Below are 20,287 nucleotides of genomic sequence, written 5' to 3' on the forward strand. Positions count from 1 at the left end.
AATTCTCCTTCGGAAAAGGTTGCCGTGTGTCTGACGTGGTGTGACATCGATCAGTGAAGCCGTACGCCGAGTGGCCCGGCAACGCTCCCGGACCGGTGCCGGGCAACTGTGCGGACTTGCCTCAGTAGACGAGCCGCGCGCCCGGGTCGGGGCTGGTCGGCGACTCGTCCAACTTTCCTCTGCGGCGGGCGGTGCCGGGGAAATCCTTGTCGGCCGAATTACCGCCGGGCAACGCTTCATTCCGCAGTTGCCGACGCACATCTGGAGGAAGCGTTGGACGGTCGAATAGCAATCGAGGACGTACGGCCGGCGGTCGGCCGCGGGGCGTTCCCCGCCAAGGCCGTGACGGGCGAACCGGTGTCGGTGCGGGCCACGGTGTGGCACGAGGGACACGGGGTGCTCGGGGCGGAGGTGGTGCTGCGCGGCCCTTCGGGACCGCCGCGCACGGTACCGCTGCGCCTCGCGGACGCGGGACTGGACCTGTGGACGGCGACGGTGGCGGCCGATGCGCCGGGCCCCTGGACCTTCCAGGTCGTGGCGTGGCGCGATCCGTGGGCCACCTGGACCGCGGGGCTGCGCGCCAAGCTGGACGCGGGCCTGACCGACCTGGACAACGAACTGGAGGAGGGCGCCCGGCTGCTGGACCGCGCCGCGGGCCCGGCGGGCGACGGCACCGGGCGGCCCGGGGAGCCGGCCGGCCCGGCCCGGCTGCTGCGCTCGGCCGCCGCCACGCTGCGTTCCGCCGGACGCCCGCCCGCCGCACGCGCCGAGGCCGCGCTGTCCGGCTCCGTGCAGGCGGCGATGGCCGGGGCCGCGCCGCGCGAACTGGTCACGCACGGGCCCGTGCAGCGGCTGCGGGTGGACCGGCCGCGGGCGCGGTACGGCAGCTGGTACGAGTTCTTCCCGCGCTCCACCGGCGGCCGGCGCGCCGACGGGACCCCCGTGCACGGCACCCTGCGCACCGCCGTCCGGGAACTGCCCAGGATCGCCGCCATGGGGTTCGACGTGGTCTATCTGCCGCCCGTGCACCCCATCGGCACCGTCCACCGCAAGGGCCGCGACAACGCGCTGACCGCCGCGCCCGGTGACGTCGGCTCACCGTGGGCGGTCGGCTCCGCCGACGGCGGCCACGACGCGGTCCACCCGGACCTCGGCACGGTCGAGGACTTCGTCCACTTCGTCGCCCGGGCCCGCGCGCACGGCCTGGAGGTCGCGCTCGACCTGGCGCTGCAGTGCGCGCCCGACCACCCCTGGGTGACCGAGCACCCGGAGTGGTTCAGCCACCGCCCGGACGGTTCGATCGCCTATGCCGAGAACCCGCCGAAGAAGTACCAGGACATCTATCCCCTCGACTTCGACAACGCCCCGGAATCCCTCTACGCGGAAATCCTGCGCATCGTAAGGCTGTGGATCGACCGCGGTGTGCGCATCTTCCGCGTCGACAATCCGCACACGAAACCGGTGGCGTTCTGGAGTCGTCTCATCGACGAGATCGGCCGGGAATTCCCCGATGTCTTCTTCCTGGCCGAGGCATTCACCCGGCCGGCCGTTCTCAAGGGGCTGGCCCGCCGTGGATTCGCCCAGTCGTACACCTACTTCACCTGGCGCGAGACAAAGCAGGAACTCACCGAATACCTTGAGGAACTGGTCGCCGACAGTGACTTCCTGCGCCCCAACTTCTTCGTGAACACCCCGGACATCCTGCCCGTGCACCTCCAGACCGGGGGGCCCGGAGCGTTCGCCGTGCGGGCCGCGCTCGCCGCGACGCTGTCACCGTCCTGGGGCGTGTACGCGGGGTACGAGCTGTACGAGGGCGAGCCGCTGCGCGCCACCGGGGACTGCGAGGAGTACGCCCGCTCGGAGAAGTACGAGCTGCGTCCCCGCGACTGGGCAGCCGCCCGCGCCGCCGGCCGCTCCCTGGAGCCCTGGCTCACCCTCCTCAACTCCGTGCGCCGCGCCCACCCCGCGCTCCAGCAGCTGCGCACCCTGCGCTTCCACGCCACGGACAACGACGCCCTCATCGCCTACTCCAAGACCGACCCTGCCACCGGCGACACCGTGCTGTGCGTGGTCGGCCTGACGCCGGACGCCCCCGAGAAGGGGACGGTCACCCTCGACGCCGAGGGCCCGCGGCTCCCCGACGGACCGGTCACCGACGCCGTCACGGGCGAACGCCTCGTCCTCACCCCGCGGTTCTCCGTCGCGACCGATCCCCTGTCGACCCCCGCCCGCATCCTCACCTGGAGCCAGAAGTGACCATCGACCACACCCCCGACTGGTTCAAGCGGGCCGTCTTCTACGAGGTGCTCGTCCGCTCCTTCCACGACAGCGACGGCGACGGCGTCGGCGACATCCGGGGCCTGCGGGCCAAGCTGGACTACCTCCAGTGGCTCGGCGTGGACTGCCTGTGGCTGCCGCCCTTCTTCAAGTCGCCGCTGAAGGACGGCGGTTACGACGTCTCCGGCTACCGCGAGGTGCTGCCGGAGTTCGGCACCGTCGAGGACTTCCGGGAACTCCTCCAGGAGGCGCACGCCCGCGGCATCCGCGTCATCATCGACATGGTCATGAACCACACCAGCGACCAGCACCCGTGGTTCCAGGAGTCGCGCAAGGACCCCGAAGGGCCCTACGGCGACTACTACATGTGGGCCGACGACGACAAGGGCTACCCGGACGCGCGGATCATCTTCGTCGACACCGAGACGTCCAACTGGGCGTACGACCCGGTGCGCGGCCAGTACTACTTCCACCGCTTCTTCTCCCACCAGCCGGACCTCAACTACGAGAACCCGCGGGTGCAGGAGGAGATGCTCGGCCATCTGCGCCACTGGCTGGACCTCGGCGTCGACGGGTTCCGGCTGGACGCGGTGCCGTACCTGTACGCGCAGGAGGGCACCAACTGCGAGAACCTGCCCGCCACCCACGCCTTCCTCAAGCGGGCCCGGCACCTCGTGGACACCGAGTACCCCGGCCGGGTGCTGCTGGCGGAGGCCAACCAGTGGCCGGAGGACGTCGTCGACTACTTCGGCGACTACGAGCGCGGCGGCGACGAGTGCCACATGGCCTTCCACTTCCCGCTGATGCCCCGCCTGTTCATGGCGGTGCGGCAGGGCTCGCGCTACCCCGTCTCGGAGATCCTCGCCTCCACCCCCAAGATCCCCGCCGGCTGCCAGTGGGGCATCTTCCTGCGCAACCACGACGAGCTGACCCTGGAGATGGTCACCGACGAGGAGCGCGACTACATGTACGCGGAGTACGCCAAGGACCCGCGGATGCGCGCCAACATCGGCATCCGGCGCCGGCTCGCCCCGCTGCTCGACAACGACCGCAAGCAGATGGAGCTGTTCACCGCGCTGCTGCTGTCCCTGCCCGGCTCGCCGATCCTCTACTACGGCGACGAGATCGGCATGGGCGACAACATCTGGCTCGGCGACCGCGACAGCGTGCGCACCCCGATGCAGTGGACCCCGGACCGCAACGCCGGGTTCTCCACGGCCGACCCGGGCCGGCTGACCCTGCCCGCGGTCATGGACCCGGTGTACGGCTACCAGACCGTCAACGTAGAGAGCCAGCTGGAGGCACCCTCCTCGCTGCTGCACTGGACCCGGGAGATGCTCGCCGGCCGCCGCAGGCACGCTGCCTTCGGGCTCGGCGAGTTCGCCGAGATCGAGGCCGACAACCCGGCCGTCTTCGCGTTCGTCCGCCACTACACGGCCCCCGACGGCACCCGCTCCCAGGTGCTGTGCGTGAACAACCTCTCCCGCCATCCGCAGCCCGTGGAACTCGACCTGCGCGGCTACGCGGGGATCACCCCCGTCGAGGTGCGCGGCGGCGCCCGCTACCCCGTCATCGGGTCCGCGCCCTACCGGCTGAGCATCGGCGGGCACGGCTTCTACTGGTTCTGCATCTGCCCCGACGAGGACCGGAGGCCGGTGTGAGCGACGCCGTCCTCGCGGACGCACCCCCGATCGACACCGCGCGCCTGGAACGGGCGCTCACCGCCTGGCTGCCCGGCCAGCGCTGGTACGCCGGCAAGGACCGGCCGCTGCGCACGGCCCGCGTCGTGGAGGTCGGCGCGGTCACCCCGCACGGGATGATCCTGCTGGTGGAGGCGGAGTACGCCGACGGCGGGCCCGGACAGCTCTACCAGGTGCCCATCGCCGTCCACCCGGCGCGGCGGCCGCCGGACGGCGGCCACGTCATCGCCGTACAGGACGACGAGAGCGTCATCGAGGGCATGAGCGACGGAACCCTCGTACGGGAGCTGCTGCACCTGGTGGCCGGGGAGCGCGAGCATCCCCGGCTCGCCTTCCGCAGCGAGCCGCGCTGCGCCGCCTGGCCACCGCCCGGCCGGGTGGCCGGGTGCCGGCCGCTCGGCGTGGAGCAGAGCAACACCTCGGTGGTCGCCGACGAGCGCTATGTGCTGAAGGTCTTCCGTCAGCTGCACACCGGCACCAACCCCGAGCTGGAGCTGACCCGCGCCCTGCGGGCCGCCGGCAACCCGCACACCGCGCCGCTGTACGGCGCGGTCGAGACCGAACTGTCCGACGGCCCGGTCACGCTCGCCGTGGTCCAGGGCTTCCTGCCCGGCGCCGCCGACGGCTGGACGCGCGCCCTGGCCGCCGTGCGCGAGGGCCGGGACTTCGCGGAGCAGGCGTACGCCATGGGCGGCGCGGTGGCCGCGGTGCACCGGGACCTGGCCGCGCGGCTCGGCTCCCGCCCGATGGACGAGGAGCACCGCACGGAGCTGGGCGAGGCCTTCCGCACCCGGCTGGAACAGGCCCTCGCGCACGTGCCCGAACTGGCGCCGTACGCCGAGGACCTGCGCGCGGCCTACGCGGACCTCGCGGACCTGCCGCCCGGGCCCACCGTCCAGCGGGTCCACGGCGATCTGCACCTCGGCCAGCTGCTGTGCACCGGCACCCGCTGGACGGTGATCGACTTCGAGGGCGAGCCGTCCTGTGCGATGTCCCTGCGGGCCGAACGCCACTCGCCGCTGCGCGACGTGGCCGGCATGCTGCGCTCCTTCGACTACGCGGCCGCCCACGGCGCCGCCCCCGGCTGGGCGCGGGCGAGCCGCGGCGCCTTCTGCCGCGGCTACGCCGACACCTCGGGCACCGACCCGCACGCCCAGGAGGCGCTGCTGCGCGCCTACACCCTGGACAAGGCGGTCTACGAGACGGCCTATGAACGCCGCAACCGCCCCGACTGGATGCACATCCCGCTCGCGGCGATCGCCCGGCTGACGGGACGGGACCCGGCCGCGCGGCCCGGGGGGCCCGCCTCCTAGGCGGCGGTCAGGCGGGCGCGCAGCACCGGGTCGTCGCCCACCTGCACCGGGTGGCCCACCTCCGTCATCATCGGCAGGTCCGAGACGTGGTCGCCGTACGCGTAGCAGTGGGCCGGGCGGACGTCCGGGTACTCGGCCAGCAGCGCGCGGACGGCCTCGCGCTTGGCCTCGCCGATCATGGGCCCGCCGAGAAGCGCGCCGGTGTAGACGCCCCGGTGCACCCGGGGCGTACTGCACAGCACCCGGCGGGCGCCCACCTGCTCGGCCAGCGGCGCGAGCACGGCCGGGAAGGAACCGGAGACCAGCACCACGTACGCGCCGCGCCGCACGTGGTCGCGCAGGGCGGCCAGCGTCGGCTCGACGTAGAAGCCGGGGCCGGCGGCCCGGGCGGCGAACCACCGCGCCGCCCGGGCGTGCACCGCAGCGGCCGGTTCGCCCCGCCAGGCCCGGTAGAAGCGGCGGTTGGCCTCGGCCCGGGAGGCGCCCCGGGCCAGGAGGCGGGCCAGGTCGGCACGGACCCGCGCGGCCTTCAGGGCGCCCCGGCGGCCGTAGCGGTCCGGGAAGTAGTGGTCCAGGAAGTCGAGCATGCTCTTGGCGTTGACGAGCGTCTCGTCCACGTCGCTGAAGACCAGATAGGCCGGTCGCGCGCCGCTCATCCCACCGTCACCGCCGCATAGGCCCGCGCGGCGGCGCCGGTGCGCAGGGCGCCGTGCGCGGCGACCGTGTGCACGTCCCGCCAGCAGCGCTGGAGGGGGTCGGTGCCGCCCCGGGCCGCGCCGCCCCCGGCCCGCAGCAGCCGGTCGACGGCGGTGACCAGCGTCTCCACGCCGTAGGCGGCGTCCCGGCGGTTGCGGGCGACGGCCGCCGCGTCGGTGGGACCCGTGTCCGCCCGGCCGATGGCCCGGCGCCACAGCAACGCGACGGAGTCGATCTCCGTGGCGGAGCGGGCGAGCGCGTCGGCCGCGGCGCCGTCGGGCGGGGAGGCTGCGGGCATCCGTTCGGTGAAGGCGGCGAGGGCGTGCCGTGCGGCGCCGAGGGCCGGCGCCGCGAACAGCAGCGGGCCCGGCAGGTGGGCCGGGACGGTGTGGCAGCGGGGGCCCGGCCCCGGCGAGCCGTCGAGCAGCGCGGCGAACGGCGCCGTGCGGTGATCGGGCACCAGGACCTCCCGCACGCTGACGGCATGGCTGCCGGTGGCCCTGAGCCCGGTGCCGTCCCAGGTGTCGTGCACGGTGACGGCCGTACGGGGCACGGCGAAGGCCCGTACGTCGCCGGGCCGTTCACCGGCCGGGGCGGCCAGCAGCAGCCAGTCGGACCACTCGGCGCCGCTCGCCATCGACCAGCGGCCGGTCAGCCGCCAGCCGCCCGGAGCGCGCTCGGCGCGGCCCGCCGGGGGCAGGATGGCCGCCGCGATCCGGGTGCCGGGGGAGCGGGCCCAGATCTCGGCCCGGCCCTCTTCGGGGAGGCGGGCCGCGTAGCGGGCGTGGACCGCCCACAGGGTGCCGCACCAGGCGGCGGAGGGGCAGCCCTCGGCGACGGCGACGGCCGCGTCGAACAGTTCGGTGAAGGTGCCGTGTGCGCCGTCCGGGCGGCCGGGGGAGAAGTGCCGTGCGAAGCCGGCCACGTCCAGCGCGGCGAGCGTCGCGTCGCTCAACCCGCCTTGTTCGTCGGCCTGTCGGGCGTACCGGGCGGACACCGCGGCGGCGTGGGCGACCTCGGCGGGGCGGAGCGTGGCCTGCTGCCGGGTCGTGGTCGGGGTTCGGTCAGCCAGGGCGAGAGCGTGCACGTACCGACTCCTTAGCCGTGGGAGAGACGTGGAGCGGCGCGGACGGCACCGCCCGCCGAAATATACCTACGCACATGAATTTTTTGAGATGCGTTTTCGGTCATGGTCTCGGCGCCGTTTCCCGGATAAAATACCGTCAAGAAGGTCTTCTTATTTCTCGCGGGTTGCGCCCGCACAGGAAGCGAGGCAGCGATGGGCACGGACGACACGGTGGCCGGTTCCCGGCGGACCGCGGCCGCCGCCGTGCGGGGCCGCCCCCGCCAGGAGCGGGCGCTGCGCACCCGGGAGCTGGTGCTCCAGGCCGCCGCGCGGGCCTTCGCCGACGGCGGGTTCCCCGATGTGACCGTGCTGGACATCGCCGAGTACGCCGGGATGACCAAGGGCGCGGTCTACTTCCACTACTCCGGCAAGGAGGAGCTGGCCGCGGCCGTCTCGCAGGGCTTCTACGCCAAGCTGCGGGAGCTGGCCGAGGCGACCGAGGCCCTCGGTCTGCCGCCGCGCGAACGGGTCGTGGAGTACCTGATGCGCACCGCGGTCGCCTTCCGGGACGACGTGGTCATCCAGGCGGGCGCCCGGCTCCAGATCGAGCACTCGCAGATCGGCTCCGCGCTGCCGGTGCCGTATCACGAGTACACCGACATCCTGGCCCGCTGGTTGCTGGAGGACGCCCGGGACGGCCGCCCGCCGCAGGCGCTCGCCCGCGTGCTCGTCTCCGCGGTCTTCGGCGCCCAGCACATCTCGTGGATCCTCGACGGACGGGCCGACATCGTGGAGCGGATCGAGGAGATCGTGGCCGCGACGCTCGTCGTCTGACCTCGCGCCGGGCGGCGGACGGGGTCAGGTGCGGGTGACCCGGACCCGGTAGTCGCCGTCGTCGTCCACGCCCGTCACCCGCACCTCGATCCCGTGGCGCGGGTCCTTGAAGGTCTCCCCGGGAGTGAAGGGTGCGTCGGAGAGTTCGGCCTGCACGTTGGGGCTGCGGGTGCAGCCGCCGGTGTCGCGGTGCGAGTCGTACACGGTGACCGGGCCGCGGCCGGTGTCGACCGTGGCGTCCACCTTGTAGACGAGGACACCGGGACAGCAGACCACCTCGTCGTTGCCGCCCTGGGCGCGCACCTCCAGGGCGTAGGCGGTGTGGCCGTCGACCGGGATGATCACCAGTTTGCCGCCGCCCGTCCGGTGGAGCGGGGTCAGGGAGTACTCGACGCTGCCCGGCCGGGCGGCGCAGCCGACCTGGGTGCCGTCCAGCCAGCCCAGCTTCCACTTGTCCCAGCCGAGCATGTCGTTGTTGGCGCCCCAGTCCTCGCTCATGATGCTCCAGTGCCCCACCGAGCCCCCGCCGTCCTGGGTGTACAGGTCGGGCAGGCCGAAGGTGTGGCCGTTCTCGTGCGGCAGCACCCGGAAGCCGGTGCGCGGGAAGGAGCCGGAGCCGTCGTCCTGGCGGGAGTAGATGAAGGAGGCGTTGGAGACCGGCACCCCGTCGGCCACCGGGGCGTCCCCGTTCCCCGCGAAGGTCACCGACAGCACCGTGTCCAGCGCGGGCGGGCCGGCGTTCGGGGTGATCAGCACGTTGAGCAGGTCGTACGAGCGGAAGTCGACCTTGGGATCGGCCGCGGCGACGATGTCCTGCACCAGCTGCCGGTAGCCCGGCTCGAAGGGCGCGCCGCGCTCTATGCCGTACGAGGCGAACGGCTTCGGCATCCGCAGCCAGCCGGTGACCGGTGTCTCGGCCCGGTAGTCCAGGCGGCCGTAGGAGGAGGTGCGGAACCAGTCCTCGGTGCGCGGGAAGAACTCGTGGAAGCGGTCCATCGCGCTGCCCGGCCCGGGGGCGTCGGAGAAGTCGACCATAAGGGTCAGGGCGTGCACGGTGCCGGTGGAGCGGGCGTAGCCGTGCCGGGTGGGCACGCCCTCGGACATCTGCACGTCCGGGCCGCCGTGGATCATGCAGGGCGAGAAGGCGGCGGAGCGGGCCAGGCCGACCGGCCCGGCGGCGGAGGGCGCCGTGAGGCGGGCGGTCCCGGCCGAGGTGCTGATCGCGAGGGTCAGCGCGGTCACCGCGGCGAGGGCGGCCGTCCGGCGCGAGCGTATGCGCCGCGTGCCTATGCCGGCCGGGTCCGGGTCGGGTATGCGGCGGGACTGCGGCTGCGGCTGCATGCATGGACCCCTTCGCTCCACGGCAGCCCCCGGTCTCCGGCTGCGCCCTTGCGATCACCCTGTGTCGGTGACCCGGCGGGCGCGCGCTGGGCGAGACCGATCGTGCGAAGGGCGGGACCGATCGTGGGAAGCGGGGTACGCGGCGGGGTGAATCACGGGGCCAGAAAGGGTGTGTCCCAGGTCACACGCTTTCTTCCCGGGGCCGGAAATAAGTGGGGACCCTCTCCCCGTTTGGAAGTGTGTCCGCCCGAAACGGGGAGCGCGTCCCCGGATCGGCCGGCCCGAAGAACTTCGACATCCGAGGAGTACGCCGTGACGACCGCGACCCGTTCCGCGCCGCGCAAGGTGACCCGGCCCCGCGCCGACGCCCTGCGCAACCGCGAGCGGATCGTCACCGCCGCCCGGGAGATGTTCGTCGAGCACGGCCCCGATGTGCCGCTGGACGAGATCGCCCGCCGGGCCGGCGTCGGCAACGCCACGCTGTACCGCAACTTCCCCGACCGCGACGCCCTCGTCCGCGAGGTCGTCTGCTCCGTGATGGACCGCACGGCCGAGGCGGCCGAGCGCGCCCTGGCGGAGACCGGGGACGCCTTCACCGCGCTGGAGCACTTCGTGCACACCGCCGCCGACGAGCGGATCAGTGCCCTGTGTCCGATGGTCTCCAGCACCTTCGACCGGCATCACCCCGACCTGGTGGCCTCCCGCGAGCGTGTCGAAAGCCTCGTGGAGGAGGTCATGGGCCGGGCGGTGGCGGCCGGTCAACTCCGGCCCGACGTGGGCGTCTTCGATCTGCTGGTCGCCGTCGCCCAGCTGAGCCGGCCCCCGGCCGGCACGGACTGCCTGCGCGGTGACCGGTTCGTCCACCGCCACCTCCAGATCTTCCTCGACGGCCTGCGGGCCCCCGCCCGCTCGGCCCTGCCGGGCCATGCCGTCACCGTCGAGGAGCTGCGTCAGTCCTGCCCGACCGCGTAGCTCCGCGCGACCCGACTTACGTTCACTGTCCCGACACCTTCCGTTCTCTGTCGATTTCTCGTCATTTTTCCGTCACGACGTCCTGATGTCCGTCGTCTCGAAGTCCCGAAGTGGGTACCCCCATGTCCGAAGCCGTCAAGGCTCCCGGCCTCGCCGCGCGCAGCGGTGACGCCAACCGCTGGAAGGCGCTCGTCTTCATCGCGCTCGCCCAGCTGATGGTCGTCCTCGACTCCACCATCGTGAACATCGCCCTGCCGTCGGCCCAGAAGGACCTCGGCATATCCGACGGCAACCGGCAGTGGGTCGTCACGGCCTACGCGCTCGCCTTCGGCGGTCTGCTGCTCTTCGGCGGCCGGATCGCCGACAAGTGGGGCCGCCGGCGAGCCTTCCTCACCGGTCTGGTCGGTTTCGCCCTCGCCTCCGCGCTCGGCGGTCTGGCCACCTCCGGCCCGATGATGTTCGGCGCCCGTGCCCTCCAGGGCGTCTTCGGCGCGCTGCTGGCCCCGGCCGCGCTGTCCCTGCTGGCCGTGATGTTCACGGACGCCCGGGAGCGCGCCAAGGCGTTCGGCATCTACGGCGCCATCGCGGGCGGCGGCGGTGCCGTCGGCCTGATCCTCGGCGGTTTCCTCACCGAGTACCTGGACTGGCGCTGGACGTTCTTCGTCAACGTGCCGTTCGCCATCGTCGCCGCGCTCGGCGCCACCTTCGTCATCCGGGAGCCGGAGGGCGGCCGCAACCGCTCCCCGCTCGACATCCCCGGCGTGGTGCTGTCCACCCTCGGCCTGGTCGCGCTGGTCTACGGCTTCACGCGCGCCGAGTCCGACGGCTGGGGCGACGCCGTGACCGTGTCCATGTTCGTCGCGTCCGCGGTGCTGCTGCTGGCGTTCGTGCTGGTCGAGTCGCGGGTCAAGGCCCCGCTGCTGCCGCTGCGCGTGGTCCGCGACCGCACCCGCGGCGGCATCTACCTCTCCCTCGGCCTCGCCATCATCGGCATGTTCGGCCTGTTCCTCTTCCTGACCTACTACCTGCAGATCGTGAAGGGCTACACGCCGGTCAAGACGGGCTTCGCGTTCCTGCCGATGGTGGCCGGCATGATCACCGGCTCCACCCAGATCGGCACCCGGCTGATGACCCGGGTCCGGGCCCGGCTGCTGATGGGCCCCGGCTTCCTGGTGGCCGGCCTCGGCATGCTGCTGCTGACCCAGCTGGAGATCGGCTCCTCGTACGTCACCCTGCTGCTGCCCGCGATGGTGCTGCTCGGCCTCGGCATGGGCACGGCCTTCATGCCGGCGATGTCCATGGCCACCCAGGGCGTCCAGCCCCGGGACGCCGGTGTCGCCTCCGCGATGGTCAACACCTCGCAGCAGGTGGGCGGCGCGATCGGCACCGCCCTGCTGAACACGATCGCCGCGTCCGCGAAGACGTCGTACTTCAAGGACCACATCGGCGGCGCCGTCACCAAGCCGCAGCAGCAGCTGGTCGGACTGCAGAGCATGGTGCACGGCTACACCTCGGCGATCGCCTTCGCCGTCGGCATCCTCGGGGTCGCCGCGCTGATCGCCTTCACCTTCGTCAACGCCGGCCGTCCGGGCTCCACCACGGTGGCCTCCGGCACGGGCGTCGAGGACGAGGTGCCGGTGCCGGTGGTGGCCCACTGAACACGGCGCGGAGCCAACGCCTCTTGAAGAGCTAGCGCAGCCAGGGCAGGTCCGCGCCCGCCTCGTCCGGCTGCAGGCCCTCGGCGACGATCTCCATGATCTCGCCGAGGGCCTTCTGCTGTTCCGGGCTGAGCCGGTCGAACAGGGCCTGGCGTACGGCGGTGACATGGCCCGGCGCGGTACGGCCGAGCACCGCGGCGCCCTCCTCGGTGAGCACCGCCAGCTGGCCGCGCTTGTCGGAGGGGCAGTTCTCCCGGCGCACCCAGCCGCTCTTCTCCAGCCGGGCGACGGCGTGCGACAGCCGGGAGCGGGTGATCTTCGCCTTCATCGCCAGCTCCGTCATCCGCAGCCGGCGCCGCGGTGCCTCGGCGAGGGTGACGAGGAGGCCGTAGTAGACGTGCGGCATGCCCGCGTCACGCTGCAACTGCCGGTCGAGGTGGTCCTCCAGCAGGGTGGTGGCGTGCAGGTACGCGCGCCAGACGCGCTGTTCCTCGGCGGTGAGCCAGCGGTGTGCCGTGTCGGCGGAGTCCGGTGCCGTGTTCATGCACCCACTTTACGAAGGGCCTTTTTGAAACTTGAATCAGTGGGGCGTACGGTGGTAACCAGAACTTGAGAGTTAAAGCATCAGGAAGTGTCCGGCCCGTCCAGACGATGGTCCGCCGGAACGACCGGGAGCCGCCGTCATGTCCGTCGCCACCCCCGCCGCCGGCCGGGAGCGCATGCCCGCCCTGTACCTCAGCCACGGCGCGCCGCCGCTCGCCGACGACCCGGTGTGGCCCGGCCAGCTCGCCGACTGGGCCGCGGCGCTGCCCCGCCCGAAGGCGATCCTCGTCGTCTCCGCCCACTGGGAGGAGGCGCCGCTCGCCCTCGGCGCCGTCGAGACCGTCCCGCTGGTGTACGACTTCTGGGGCTTCCCCGAGCACTACTACCGGGTCCGGTACGCCGCCCCCGGCGCGCCCGCGCTCGCCGAGTCCGTGCGCAAGCTGCTGCGCGCCCCCGGCACCCCCGTCCAGGACGTCCCGGACCGGGGCCTGGACCACGGCGCCTACGTTCCCCTCGTCGAGATGTACCCGGACGCCGACATCCCCGTGCTCCAGGTGTCCATGCCCACCCTCGACCCGGTACGGCTGATGGAGATCGGCCGCAGGCTCGCCCCGCTGCGCGACGAGGGCGTGCTGATCGTCGGCTCCGGCTTCTTCACCCACAACCTCGCCGCCCTGCGTCACACCGGCCCGGGCGTCCCCGCCTGGTCCGCCGAGTTCGACGACTGGGGCCGGCGCGCCCTCGCCGACCGCGACTGGGACGCCCTCCTCGACTTCTCCGCCAAGGCCCCGGCCGGCCGCTACGCCCACCCCCGCACCGAACACTTCGCCCCGCTCTTCGTCACCATGGGCGCGGCGGACGCCGGCGGCGGGCTGGACGCCCACAGGTCGGTGATCGACGGCTTCTGGATGGGCCTGGCCAAGCGGTCGGTGCAGTTCGGATAGGCCCGGACCGGCCCCGGCGGCCGTGCGGACGGACCCCGCTACAGCTCCTTCTCGAACCAGGCCACGTCCCAGTAGCGGCCGAACTTGCGGCCCACCTCGCGGAAGGTGCCGACGGGCCGGAAGCCGAAGCGCGCGTGCAGCCGCACGGAGGCCTCGTTCGGCTGGGTGATCCCGGCGTAGGCGCGGTGCAGGTCCTCGCCGGACAGGGCCGTGAAGAGGGCGTCGTAGAGCAGGGTGCCGATGCCGCGCCGGCCCGCGCCGGGGGCGAGGTACACCGAGGTCTCCACGGACGTCGCGTAGGCGGGCCGCGCGCGGTGCGGGCCGGAGGTGGCGTACCCGAGGACCCGCGGGGCACTGGTGTCCGGTGCGGCCTCCGTGGCAACCATCAGGCGGTGCGGGCCGTCTTCCGGGTGGGAGAGCAGCCAGGGGCGGCGCTCCCCCGGAGTGAGGGCCACGGTGTCGAACGTGACGGGTGTCGTGCGGACGTAGTGGTTGTAGATCTCCGTGAGGGCGTCGAGGTCCCCCTCGACTCCCGGCCTGACCTGCACCTCTGTGGGCACGAACGTCCCCTCCCCTCGCGTGCGGCGGAACAGGGTACTGCATGATCAGAAAAATTGATGGGCGGGTTGGGAATTCTGTCCGGATTCCAGTCGTTGTTTCCATCGGATGCAGGGCACTCAGGGGAGAGTCCAGGACAGGTCCCCGAGTGCCGAGCGTTCAGCAGGACCACCCGCCAGCCCACCATCGCAAGGGAGCACGCATGGCAACCCGTGCCGTCGCCCGTCGTCAGTCCGCCTCCGGCGAGACGGCCGACTCGGCAAGCAGGCTTCGCGCTCATGGCGGCGAGATCGCGGACCGCGACCTGGTCGGCATGTACCTCGACGAGATCGCGCGTACGCCGCTGCTCGATGCCGCAAAGGAGGTCGAGCTGTCCCAGACCATCGAGGCGGGTGTGTTCGCGCGGCAGGTCCTCGACGGGTTCGAGGAGACGGCCTCGGACGCCACCCGCGAGGAGCTCCAGGCCCTGGTCGACGCGGGTGAGCGGGCCAAGGACGTCTTCATCCGCTCCAACCTCCGCCTGGTCGTGGCCGTCGCCCGGCGCTACCCGCGCAGCGGCCTGCCCCTGCTCGACCTGATCCAGGAGGGCAACGCCGGCCTGGTGCGCGCCGTGGAGAAGTTCGACTACCGCAAGGGCTTCAAGTTCTCCACGTACGCCACCTGGTGGATCCGCCAGGCGATCACCCGCTCCATAGCCGACCAGTCGCGCACCATCCGGCTCCCCGTCCACCTGGTGGAGGAGCTGGGCCGCATCCGCCGGGTGCAGCGCGAGTTCAACCGGGAGCACGGCCGCGACCCGGAGCCCGCGGAGATCGCCGCGGAGCTGGGCTCGACGCCCGAGCGCGTCACCGACGTCCTCGACTGGGCCCGCGACCCGGTCTCCCTGAACATGTCGGTGGACGACGAGGGCGAGACCCAGTTCGGCGACCTGCTGGAGGACACCTCGGCGGTCAGCCCCGAGCAGTCCGTCCTCACCCTGCTGCGCAGCGAGGAACTGGACGACCTGATCGGCCGGCTGGACCAGCGCACCGCGTCCATCATCAAGATGCGGTACGGCATCGAGGACGGCCGCGAGCGCACCCTGACCGAGGTCGGCAAGGAGCACGGCCTGACCCGCGAGCGCATCCGCCAGATCGAGAAGCACGCCCTGCTCGAACTGAAGAAGCTGGCCCGCGACACCGGCTTCGACGCGGCGGCCTGACCCGTCCGGGCGCCTGAGCCCACGGCGGCACCCCGAGCCGTGGGGCGGGGCAGCGTACGCCCGGTGGCGAAAGACGGCGCAAACACGGCGCCCGGCCGCCGCTTCAACTCCCGGGCCCGAGGGAACAACCCTTCCGGGTCCGGAAGCGGGCCCCTCGAACGGCCGCACTCCCCACAGAGCACCTTCCGCACGAACGCACCGCCCGAACGCACCGCCCGAACCGCACCCCACGCACCACCCGGCCGACCCCCACGCGAGCCACGTCCCGACGCACATCCCCCCCCCGGCGTTGGGACTTCCCAGAGCCGGGCTCCGGCGCCCACACCCCCCCCGGGCGCCGGAGCCCGGCTCCTTTTGCGCCCGGTGCGCGTTCGCGCCGCCGCCGTGCGGTGTGACGCGGTGCCCTGGGAACCGGGCGACCGGCTTGTAACGGCGTTTCCGCGCCATGGAACGGGAGACGGCCACCGTGCCCGGACCCCGCCCGGGGGCTTTCGCTGCGGGAGCGGCCCGGACCGTGTGACGCTGGGGGAGCGGCCCGGTGCGGGGACGCGGGAGTGCGCGAGGCGGCGTGTTCGGGAGCGCCGCGACGGCCCGGGGCACGGCAGGCGGCGGCCCACCCCGTACCTGAACCCCGGGGTGAACCGCCGGATGGCAGATTCTGCCACACCGACATAGCCTGCCGAGATGAGCACCACCCCCCGCCCCACCCCGCCGTACCCCTCCCTCACCGAGCGCCGCAAGGCCGAGACCCGGATGGAGATCGCGCGGGCGGCGGCCGCCCTCTTCGTCCGCCAGGGCCTGCGGGCCACCCGCGCCGAGGACATCGCCCGCCAGGCGGGCATCGCCCCGCGCACGTTCTACCGCTACTTCGCCACCAAGGAGGAGGCGGTCGCGCCCCTGTACGCCGCCGGTGCCCAGCGCTGGGCGGAGGCGGTGCGTACCGCCCCGGCCTGCCTCTCCGTCCCGCAGGCCCTGGAGCACGCCGTCGAGCACACCCTCCTGCCCGGCGTGGGCGTCTCCGCGGCCTCCTGGGAGTGGGTGCGCACCCTGATCCGGCTGACCGACACCAGCCCCGCCCTGCGCAGGGTCTGGGCCGAGGTGGGCCAGACCTCGGAGGACGCGCTGGCGGAGATCCTGGCACGACGGCTGTCCTCTCCCGCGTGGTCCGAGCCGGCGCGGGACACGGCTGCCGGCGGGGAAGCGGCAACCGGCGGGGAAGCGGCGACCGGCGGGGGAGCGGCCACCGGTGAGGAGGCGGCTGCCGGTGAGGGGGAGGCCGCCGGCGAGGAGGCGGTGCCGACCGAAGCGCCCGTCCCGGTGATCACCCCCGATCTGCGCTTCGCCGCGGCGGTGGCCGGCAGCGCCGTCCGCGTGGCCGTGAAGTCCTGGGCCGCCACCGCGTCCCCGCCCGCCGGCCCGGACGGCCCCGCCGCCCTGGCCCTGCGCAACCTCAGGGCCCTGGACGCCTTCGCCTGGAACGGGGAACGCTAGGGCCTGCCTTCCGGCCCGTGCCGGGGCGGTCGGGGACTTGCCTCCCGGACGTCCGCACCAGGGCCGTGCGGACCGGCCGGGCCGTCCTCCGGGGCTCCGCCGCCCGCCCGGCTCAGCCGGCTCCCCAACTCCCTTACCGCCGTGGTCAGTCCCTCCGGGGCCCGCACCGTGAACTCGTACCCGGTCAGCGCCAGCCGGGCCGCCAGCCACTCGGCCGGGCCACTGGCGTCGCCCCGCAGGACACAGCCGCCCCCGCCGTCGTCCACGGGCGTTCCCAGCCACGCCCGGACCCGCTCGGCGACCTCCTCGGCCGGTGCGGCGAACCGCACCTCGAACGCATAGGTCTCCGGGCCCCCTTGGATGGACCGCCGCAGGTACTCGGCGGCGCCACCGGCCGGGAACTCCCGTGCCGCGAAGCGGACTCCGGTGGCGAACGGCTCGCTCAGCCGGTCCACCCGGAACGTGCGCCAGCCGACGCGGTCGAGGTCGTAGGCGACCAGGTACCACCGGCGCCCCGCCGACATCAGCCGGTACGGCTCGGTCAGCCGGCGGGAGTCGCCGCCGTCCTTGTCGCGGTAGGCGAACCGCAGCCGCTCCCGGCCCGCCACCGCCCCGGCCAGCGCGGTCAGCGTCTGTGGCGCGATGCTCGTGCCGTCCTCGCCGGGCAGCGGGGTGATCGCCGCCTGGAGCGTGGCGACCCGCCGACGCAGCCGGGCCGGCAGCACCTGCTCCAGCTTGGCGAGTGCCCGTACCGACGCCTCTTCCACCCCGGACACGGCGTGCGCCGCGCCGGCCCGCAGCCCCACCGCGATGGCGACGGCCTCCTCGTCGTCCAGCAGCAGCGGCGGCATCGCCTTTCCCGCGACCAGCCGGTACCCGCCGTCCGCGCCCTTGGACGCCTCCACCGGGTAGCCCAGCTCCCGCAGCCGGTCGATGTCGCGCCGCACGGTACGACGGGACACCCCGAGCCGCTCCGCCAGCTCACCGCCGGGCCACTCGCGGGGCGTCTGGAGGAGGGAGAGCAGCTGCAACAGCCGTGCCGGGGTGGCGGTCGTCATGCGTACGAGAATGCCGCACCGCCGGGCCGCCGTCCGGCCCCGCGGCGGCCCGCGTGCGCTTCGTCCCGCTCGTCCCCTTTGGTGCGGTGAGTGTTGTTCACGGCACCTGCGAGATACATCACGGTCCGGGGCCGTAGGGCCGTGTGTGGTGTGTACTGGAAGGCATGCCCGTGCATCTCTCGACGATCCAGCTGGCAGCCGCGGCCATCCTCACCGTCGCCGGTGTGGTCTGGGCGATCGGCGTCCTGCGTCTGCTGCGCCGGTATCGGGCACAGGCGATGCGCGAACTCGCGGCCCCCCGGCTGCCGTTCCTCCCGGCCCAGCCGGGAACCGGCCCCCTGCGGGAGGCGGTGGAGCTGACCCCGGCCGAACAGGACGCCTTCGCCGGACTGATACGGCAGCTCGGCCACCGCTGACCCGTCCGGCCTCCCGGACCGGCCGCCGCAGCAGCCTGGAAGACCCTAGCCCTGTCGGGCCGCGCGCCGTTCCATCGCGGAGCGGGCCGCCTCCTCCGACGTGTACACCTCGCACATGTGGCGCCCGTCCGGCGTCGCCGTGTGCTCGACCTCCCACAGGGAAGCCTCGCTGCCGTCCGGCAGCAGGAACGCGTGCTCGTAGAGCACATAGCTCACTCCCGACCGGCCCACCCGGCCCGGGCGGCCGAACGCCTGGGTGATCTCGTGGGCCGTCGCCGTGGCCAGCAGGGCCGCCGTGCGGGCGTCGGGGCGGTCCGGGTTCTCCGCGCGGCGCAGCAGCCGGCGGACGTGGTCGGCGCAGTCGCCGGAGGCGAACACGTGCCGGGGCGTGGGCACCGCCCACAGCCAGATCGGCGCGGGCAGCTCCAGCTCGGGGGCGTCCGGCGCCAGTCCGAGGCGCGCGGTGGCCGCCCCCAGCTCCTCCTCGTCCGCGTACACCTCGTGCTCCGGGGCACCGCCCGGGGTGGTGTTGTGCGCCAGCTCCCACAGCGTGACGGCCGAACCGTCGGCGAGCAGCCAGGTGTGCCGGTACGTCTCCCGGTGCAGCCCGGCGCTGTGGTGCGCCGAGTGCAGCGAACTGTCGTGGGCCAGCGCGCAGTCGAGGCGCCGGATCACCTCGTCGGGCAGCTCGAAGGAGTTCAGGGCACGGCCGAGGAGCCGCGCGAGGTGCTCCTCGGGAGACTCGGGCGACTCGGCTGGTTCGTACGCTGCCGTCTCGTACGGAACGCTCAAGGCATCTCCCGGCGTTGCTGCATGTCACCTTGTGGGTGCATACCGTAGCCCCTCGGTCGGACATCATGTCCCGGGATTGAGGAAAACGAACACCGGGAAAACGCGCGGGCCGCGCGAGAAGTTCCCGCGCGGCCCCACGTGAGGTCAAAAGTCGCCGCTCAGGCGGCACTTCCGGCGGTCCAGGCGCTCCAGGACATGTTCCAGCCGTTGAGGCCGTTGTCCGGGGAGACGGTGGAGTCGGGGGAGTTCTTCACGATGACGACGTCGCCGACGAGCGAGTTGTCGAAGAACCACTTCGCGGGGGTGTCGCCCTGCGCGCCCTGCACGTCCGCGAGGCCGACGCAGCCGTGGCTGGTGCCTTGGCGGCCGAAGGGCGGGTTGCCGCGGTTGTACCAGTAGTTGCCGTGGATGAAGGTGCCCGAGGTGGTCAGCCGCATCGCGTGCGGCACGTCCGGGATGTCGTACTCCCCGCCGAAGCCGACCGTCGAGCCGTTCATCCGGGTCTGGGTGAACTTCTCGGAGATCACCATCTGCCCGTTGTACGTGGTGTGCTGCGGGCTGCCCGCGGAGATCGGCACCGTCTTGAGCGTCTGGCCGTCCCGCACCACGGTCATGGTCTCGGTGTTGACGTCGACCGTGGAGACCTGGGAGCGCCCGACGGTGAAGGAGACGGTCTTCTTCTGCACGCCGTAGACGCCCTGGGCGCCCTGCACTCCGTCCAGGTCGATGTTCATCGTGACCTTGGAGCCGGCCTTCCAGTACTCCTGCGGCCGGAAGTCCAGACGGCGGTCGCCGAACCAGTGCCCGACCACCTGCTGGCCGCTGCTGGAGTTGACCGTGATGTGCGACTGCACGGCCTTCTTGTCGGTGATCGACTTGTCGAAGGTGAACGACACCGGCATGCCCACGCCGACCGTGGAGCCGTTGTCCGGCGTGTAGGTGCCGATGAAGCTGTTCGCGGAACTCACCGTGGTGAAGATGGCGTTGGCCGCCGCCGGGCGCCCGTCGGCGTCCTTGGCGGTCGCGGCTATCTGGTACTTCGTGCCGCGCTCCAGCTGCTGCTTCGGCTTCCAGCTGTGACCGTCCGTGGATATCGCCCCCGGCACGGTCTGCCCGGACCCGGCCACGGTCATCTTCACGTCCGTCAGCCTGCCGTCGCTGACCTTCACGCCGGTCGCGTTGATGGACGCGTCCGTGGCGCCGTCCTTCGCCGATATCGCTATCTTCGCCGTCGAGGTCTTGGGGGAGTCCTTGCCGCCGCTGTTGGAGGCGTTGGCGTCGCCGCCGCAGGCGGTCAGGGTGAGGGCGCCGACCATCAGGGCGGCACAGGCCACCAGTGCGCGCCGCGCTGTAATGTCCGGCGTTGTCACGGGCTGCTCCAGGTTCGTGTGATGTGAGTGATCCGTTCCAGCGTCAATAAAGAGCGC

18 protein-coding genes are annotated in these 20,287 nt (G+C 72.8%); 10 read left to right on the plus strand and 8 right to left on the minus strand.

The window, feature by feature from the left end; translation table 11 throughout:
• Positions 1-273: 273 nt before the first annotated feature.
• Genes HZZ00_RS02265 through HZZ00_RS02275 form a run of 3 tightly spaced genes read left to right on the plus strand, consistent with a single transcriptional unit; the run spans position 274 to position 5,290 of the window.
• Positions 274-2,256, plus strand: coding sequence for an alpha-1,4-glucan--maltose-1-phosphate maltosyltransferase (locus tag HZZ00_RS02265; RefSeq protein WP_180330634.1), 1,983 nt, complete (start codon positions 274-276; stop codon positions 2,254-2,256).
• Entirely contained in the window at positions 2,253-3,938 is a 1,686-nt protein-coding gene (gene treS / locus HZZ00_RS02270; protein ID WP_374028510.1) for a maltose alpha-D-glucosyltransferase, read from the plus strand. Before HZZ00_RS02265 ends, treS begins: the two co-directional genes overlap by 4 nt.
• Entirely contained in the window at positions 3,935-5,290 is a 1,356-nt protein-coding gene (locus HZZ00_RS02275) for a phosphotransferase (protein WP_180330635.1), read from the plus strand. Before treS ends, HZZ00_RS02275 begins: the two co-directional genes overlap by 4 nt.
• On the opposite strand, the gene HZZ00_RS02280 is transcribed toward HZZ00_RS02275, so the two are convergent.
• Positions 5,287-5,946 (minus strand): HAD-IB family hydrolase, encoded by a 660-nt coding sequence (locus tag HZZ00_RS02280; protein WP_180330636.1) that lies wholly within the window; start codon positions 5,944-5,946, stop codon positions 5,287-5,289. The two genes, HZZ00_RS02275 and HZZ00_RS02280, sit on opposite strands and share 4 nt — an antisense overlap.
• Positions 5,943-7,073 carry an oxidoreductase gene (locus HZZ00_RS02285; protein WP_257585626.1) on the minus strand — a complete coding sequence of 377 codons (1,131 nt, stop codon included), beginning with the start codon at positions 7,071-7,073 and terminating at the stop codon, positions 5,943-5,945. Before HZZ00_RS02285 ends, HZZ00_RS02280 begins: the two co-directional genes overlap by 4 nt.
• A gap of 192 nt (positions 7,074-7,265) precedes the next feature.
• Here HZZ00_RS02285 and HZZ00_RS02290 point away from each other — a divergent pair, with 192 nt between their 5' ends.
• A complete protein-coding gene (locus HZZ00_RS02290) occupies positions 7,266-7,886 on the plus strand; it encodes a ScbR family autoregulator-binding transcription factor (protein WP_180330637.1) in 621 nt (206 codons plus the stop codon).
• Between the two features lie 24 nt (positions 7,887-7,910).
• Here the strand turns inward: HZZ00_RS02290 and HZZ00_RS02295 are convergent, their stop codons facing one another.
• Positions 7,911-9,227 carry a M6 family metalloprotease domain-containing protein gene (locus HZZ00_RS02295; RefSeq protein WP_180330638.1) on the minus strand — a complete coding sequence of 439 codons (1,317 nt, stop codon included), beginning with the start codon at positions 9,225-9,227 and terminating at the stop codon, positions 7,911-7,913.
• Between the two features lie 312 nt (positions 9,228-9,539).
• On the opposite strand from HZZ00_RS02295, the gene HZZ00_RS02300 reads away from it, so the two are divergent.
• Together HZZ00_RS02300 and HZZ00_RS02305 are read left to right on the plus strand one after the other, a co-directional pair.
• A complete protein-coding gene (locus HZZ00_RS02300) occupies positions 9,540-10,199 on the plus strand; it encodes a TetR/AcrR family transcriptional regulator (RefSeq protein WP_180330639.1) in 660 nt (219 codons plus the stop codon).
• Between the two features lie 122 nt (positions 10,200-10,321).
• On the plus strand, positions 10,322-11,857 hold the full coding sequence (locus HZZ00_RS02305) for an MFS transporter (RefSeq protein ID WP_180330640.1): 1,536 nt from the start codon (positions 10,322-10,324) through the stop codon (positions 11,855-11,857).
• Between the two features lie 31 nt (positions 11,858-11,888).
• Here the strand turns inward: HZZ00_RS02305 and HZZ00_RS02310 are convergent, their stop codons facing one another.
• A complete protein-coding gene (locus tag HZZ00_RS02310) occupies positions 11,889-12,401 on the minus strand; it encodes a MarR family winged helix-turn-helix transcriptional regulator (protein ID WP_070023773.1) in 513 nt (170 codons plus the stop codon).
• Positions 12,402-12,540: 139 nt separating this feature from the next.
• Between HZZ00_RS02310 and HZZ00_RS02315 the strand changes: the two genes are divergently transcribed.
• Positions 12,541-13,344, plus strand: coding sequence for a dioxygenase (locus tag HZZ00_RS02315; RefSeq protein ID WP_374028511.1), 804 nt, complete (start codon positions 12,541-12,543; stop codon positions 13,342-13,344).
• 38 nt (positions 13,345-13,382) lie between these two features.
• On the opposite strand, the gene HZZ00_RS02320 is transcribed toward HZZ00_RS02315, so the two are convergent.
• Positions 13,383-13,904 (minus strand): GNAT family N-acetyltransferase, encoded by a 522-nt coding sequence (locus HZZ00_RS02320; RefSeq protein WP_257585627.1) that lies wholly within the window; start codon positions 13,902-13,904, stop codon positions 13,383-13,385.
• A 200-nt stretch (positions 13,905-14,104) separates the two neighbouring features.
• On the opposite strand from HZZ00_RS02320, the gene HZZ00_RS02325 reads away from it, so the two are divergent.
• Both HZZ00_RS02325 and HZZ00_RS02330 read left to right on the plus strand, forming a co-directional pair.
• The gene (locus tag HZZ00_RS02325; protein WP_180330641.1) at positions 14,105-15,103 is read left to right on the plus strand and encodes an RNA polymerase sigma factor RpoD/SigA; all 999 of its coding nucleotides are present in this window, start codon (positions 14,105-14,107) and stop codon (positions 15,101-15,103) included.
• 684 nt (positions 15,104-15,787) lie between these two features.
• Positions 15,788-16,594 (plus strand): TetR/AcrR family transcriptional regulator, encoded by an 807-nt coding sequence (locus HZZ00_RS02330; RefSeq protein ID WP_257585628.1) that lies wholly within the window; start codon positions 15,788-15,790, stop codon positions 16,592-16,594.
• Here HZZ00_RS02330 and HZZ00_RS02335 read toward each other — a convergent pair.
• Positions 16,591-17,652: a YafY family protein gene (locus HZZ00_RS02335; RefSeq protein ID WP_180330642.1), complete on the minus strand. Its 1,062-nt coding sequence runs from the start codon at positions 17,650-17,652 to the stop codon at positions 16,591-16,593. The genes HZZ00_RS02330 and HZZ00_RS02335 overlap by 4 nt on opposite strands.
• A 164-nt stretch (positions 17,653-17,816) precedes the next feature.
• Here HZZ00_RS02335 and HZZ00_RS02340 point away from each other — a divergent pair, with 164 nt between their 5' ends.
• Positions 17,817-18,068, plus strand: coding sequence for a hypothetical protein (locus HZZ00_RS02340; protein WP_180330643.1), 252 nt, complete (start codon positions 17,817-17,819; stop codon positions 18,066-18,068).
• 45 nt (positions 18,069-18,113) lie between these two features.
• On the opposite strand, the gene HZZ00_RS02345 is transcribed toward HZZ00_RS02340, so the two are convergent.
• Entirely contained in the window at positions 18,114-18,860 is a 747-nt protein-coding gene (locus HZZ00_RS02345) for a DUF6227 family protein (protein WP_180330644.1), read from the minus strand.
• A gap of 158 nt (positions 18,861-19,018) precedes the next feature.
• Positions 19,019-20,230, minus strand: a complete 1,212-nt coding sequence (locus HZZ00_RS02350) for an Ig-like domain-containing protein (RefSeq protein ID WP_180330645.1) — start codon at positions 20,228-20,230, stop codon at positions 19,019-19,021.
• Between the last annotated feature and the right edge of the window lie 57 nt (positions 20,231-20,287).

The organism is Streptomyces sp. NEAU-sy36 (assembly GCF_013423905.1).
Taxonomy (GTDB): Bacteria; Actinomycetota; Actinomycetes; order Streptomycetales; family Streptomycetaceae; genus Streptomyces; species Streptomyces misionensis.

Excerpts from the sequence above, each read along its gene's own strand:
- HZZ00_RS02310 (WP_070023773.1), bottom strand. The coding sequence starts at position 12,401 with ATGAACACGGCACCGGACTCCGCCGACACGGCACACCGCTGGCTCACC.
- HZZ00_RS02280 (WP_180330636.1), bottom strand. The coding sequence starts at position 5,946 with ATGAGCGGCGCGCGACCGGCCTATCTGGTCTTCAGCGACGTGGACGAG.
- HZZ00_RS02305 (WP_180330640.1), top strand. The coding sequence starts at position 10,322 with ATGTCCGAAGCCGTCAAGGCTCCCGGCCTCGCCGCGCGCAGCGGTGAC.
- HZZ00_RS02315 (WP_374028511.1), top strand. The coding sequence starts at position 12,541 with ATGTCCGTCGCCACCCCCGCCGCCGGCCGGGAGCGCATGCCCGCCCTG.
- HZZ00_RS02335 (WP_180330642.1), bottom strand. The coding sequence starts at position 17,652 with ATGACGACCGCCACCCCGGCACGGCTGTTGCAGCTGCTCTCCCTCCTC.
- HZZ00_RS02325 (WP_180330641.1), top strand. The coding sequence starts at position 14,105 with ATGGCAACCCGTGCCGTCGCCCGTCGTCAGTCCGCCTCCGGCGAGACG.
- HZZ00_RS02330 (WP_257585628.1), top strand. The coding sequence starts at position 15,788 with ATGAGCACCACCCCCCGCCCCACCCCGCCGTACCCCTCCCTCACCGAG.
- HZZ00_RS02340 (WP_180330643.1), top strand. The coding sequence starts at position 17,817 with ATGCCCGTGCATCTCTCGACGATCCAGCTGGCAGCCGCGGCCATCCTC.
- HZZ00_RS02290 (WP_180330637.1), top strand. The coding sequence starts at position 7,266 with ATGGGCACGGACGACACGGTGGCCGGTTCCCGGCGGACCGCGGCCGCC.
- HZZ00_RS02295 (WP_180330638.1), bottom strand. The coding sequence starts at position 9,227 with ATGCAGCCGCAGCCGCAGTCCCGCCGCATACCCGACCCGGACCCGGCC.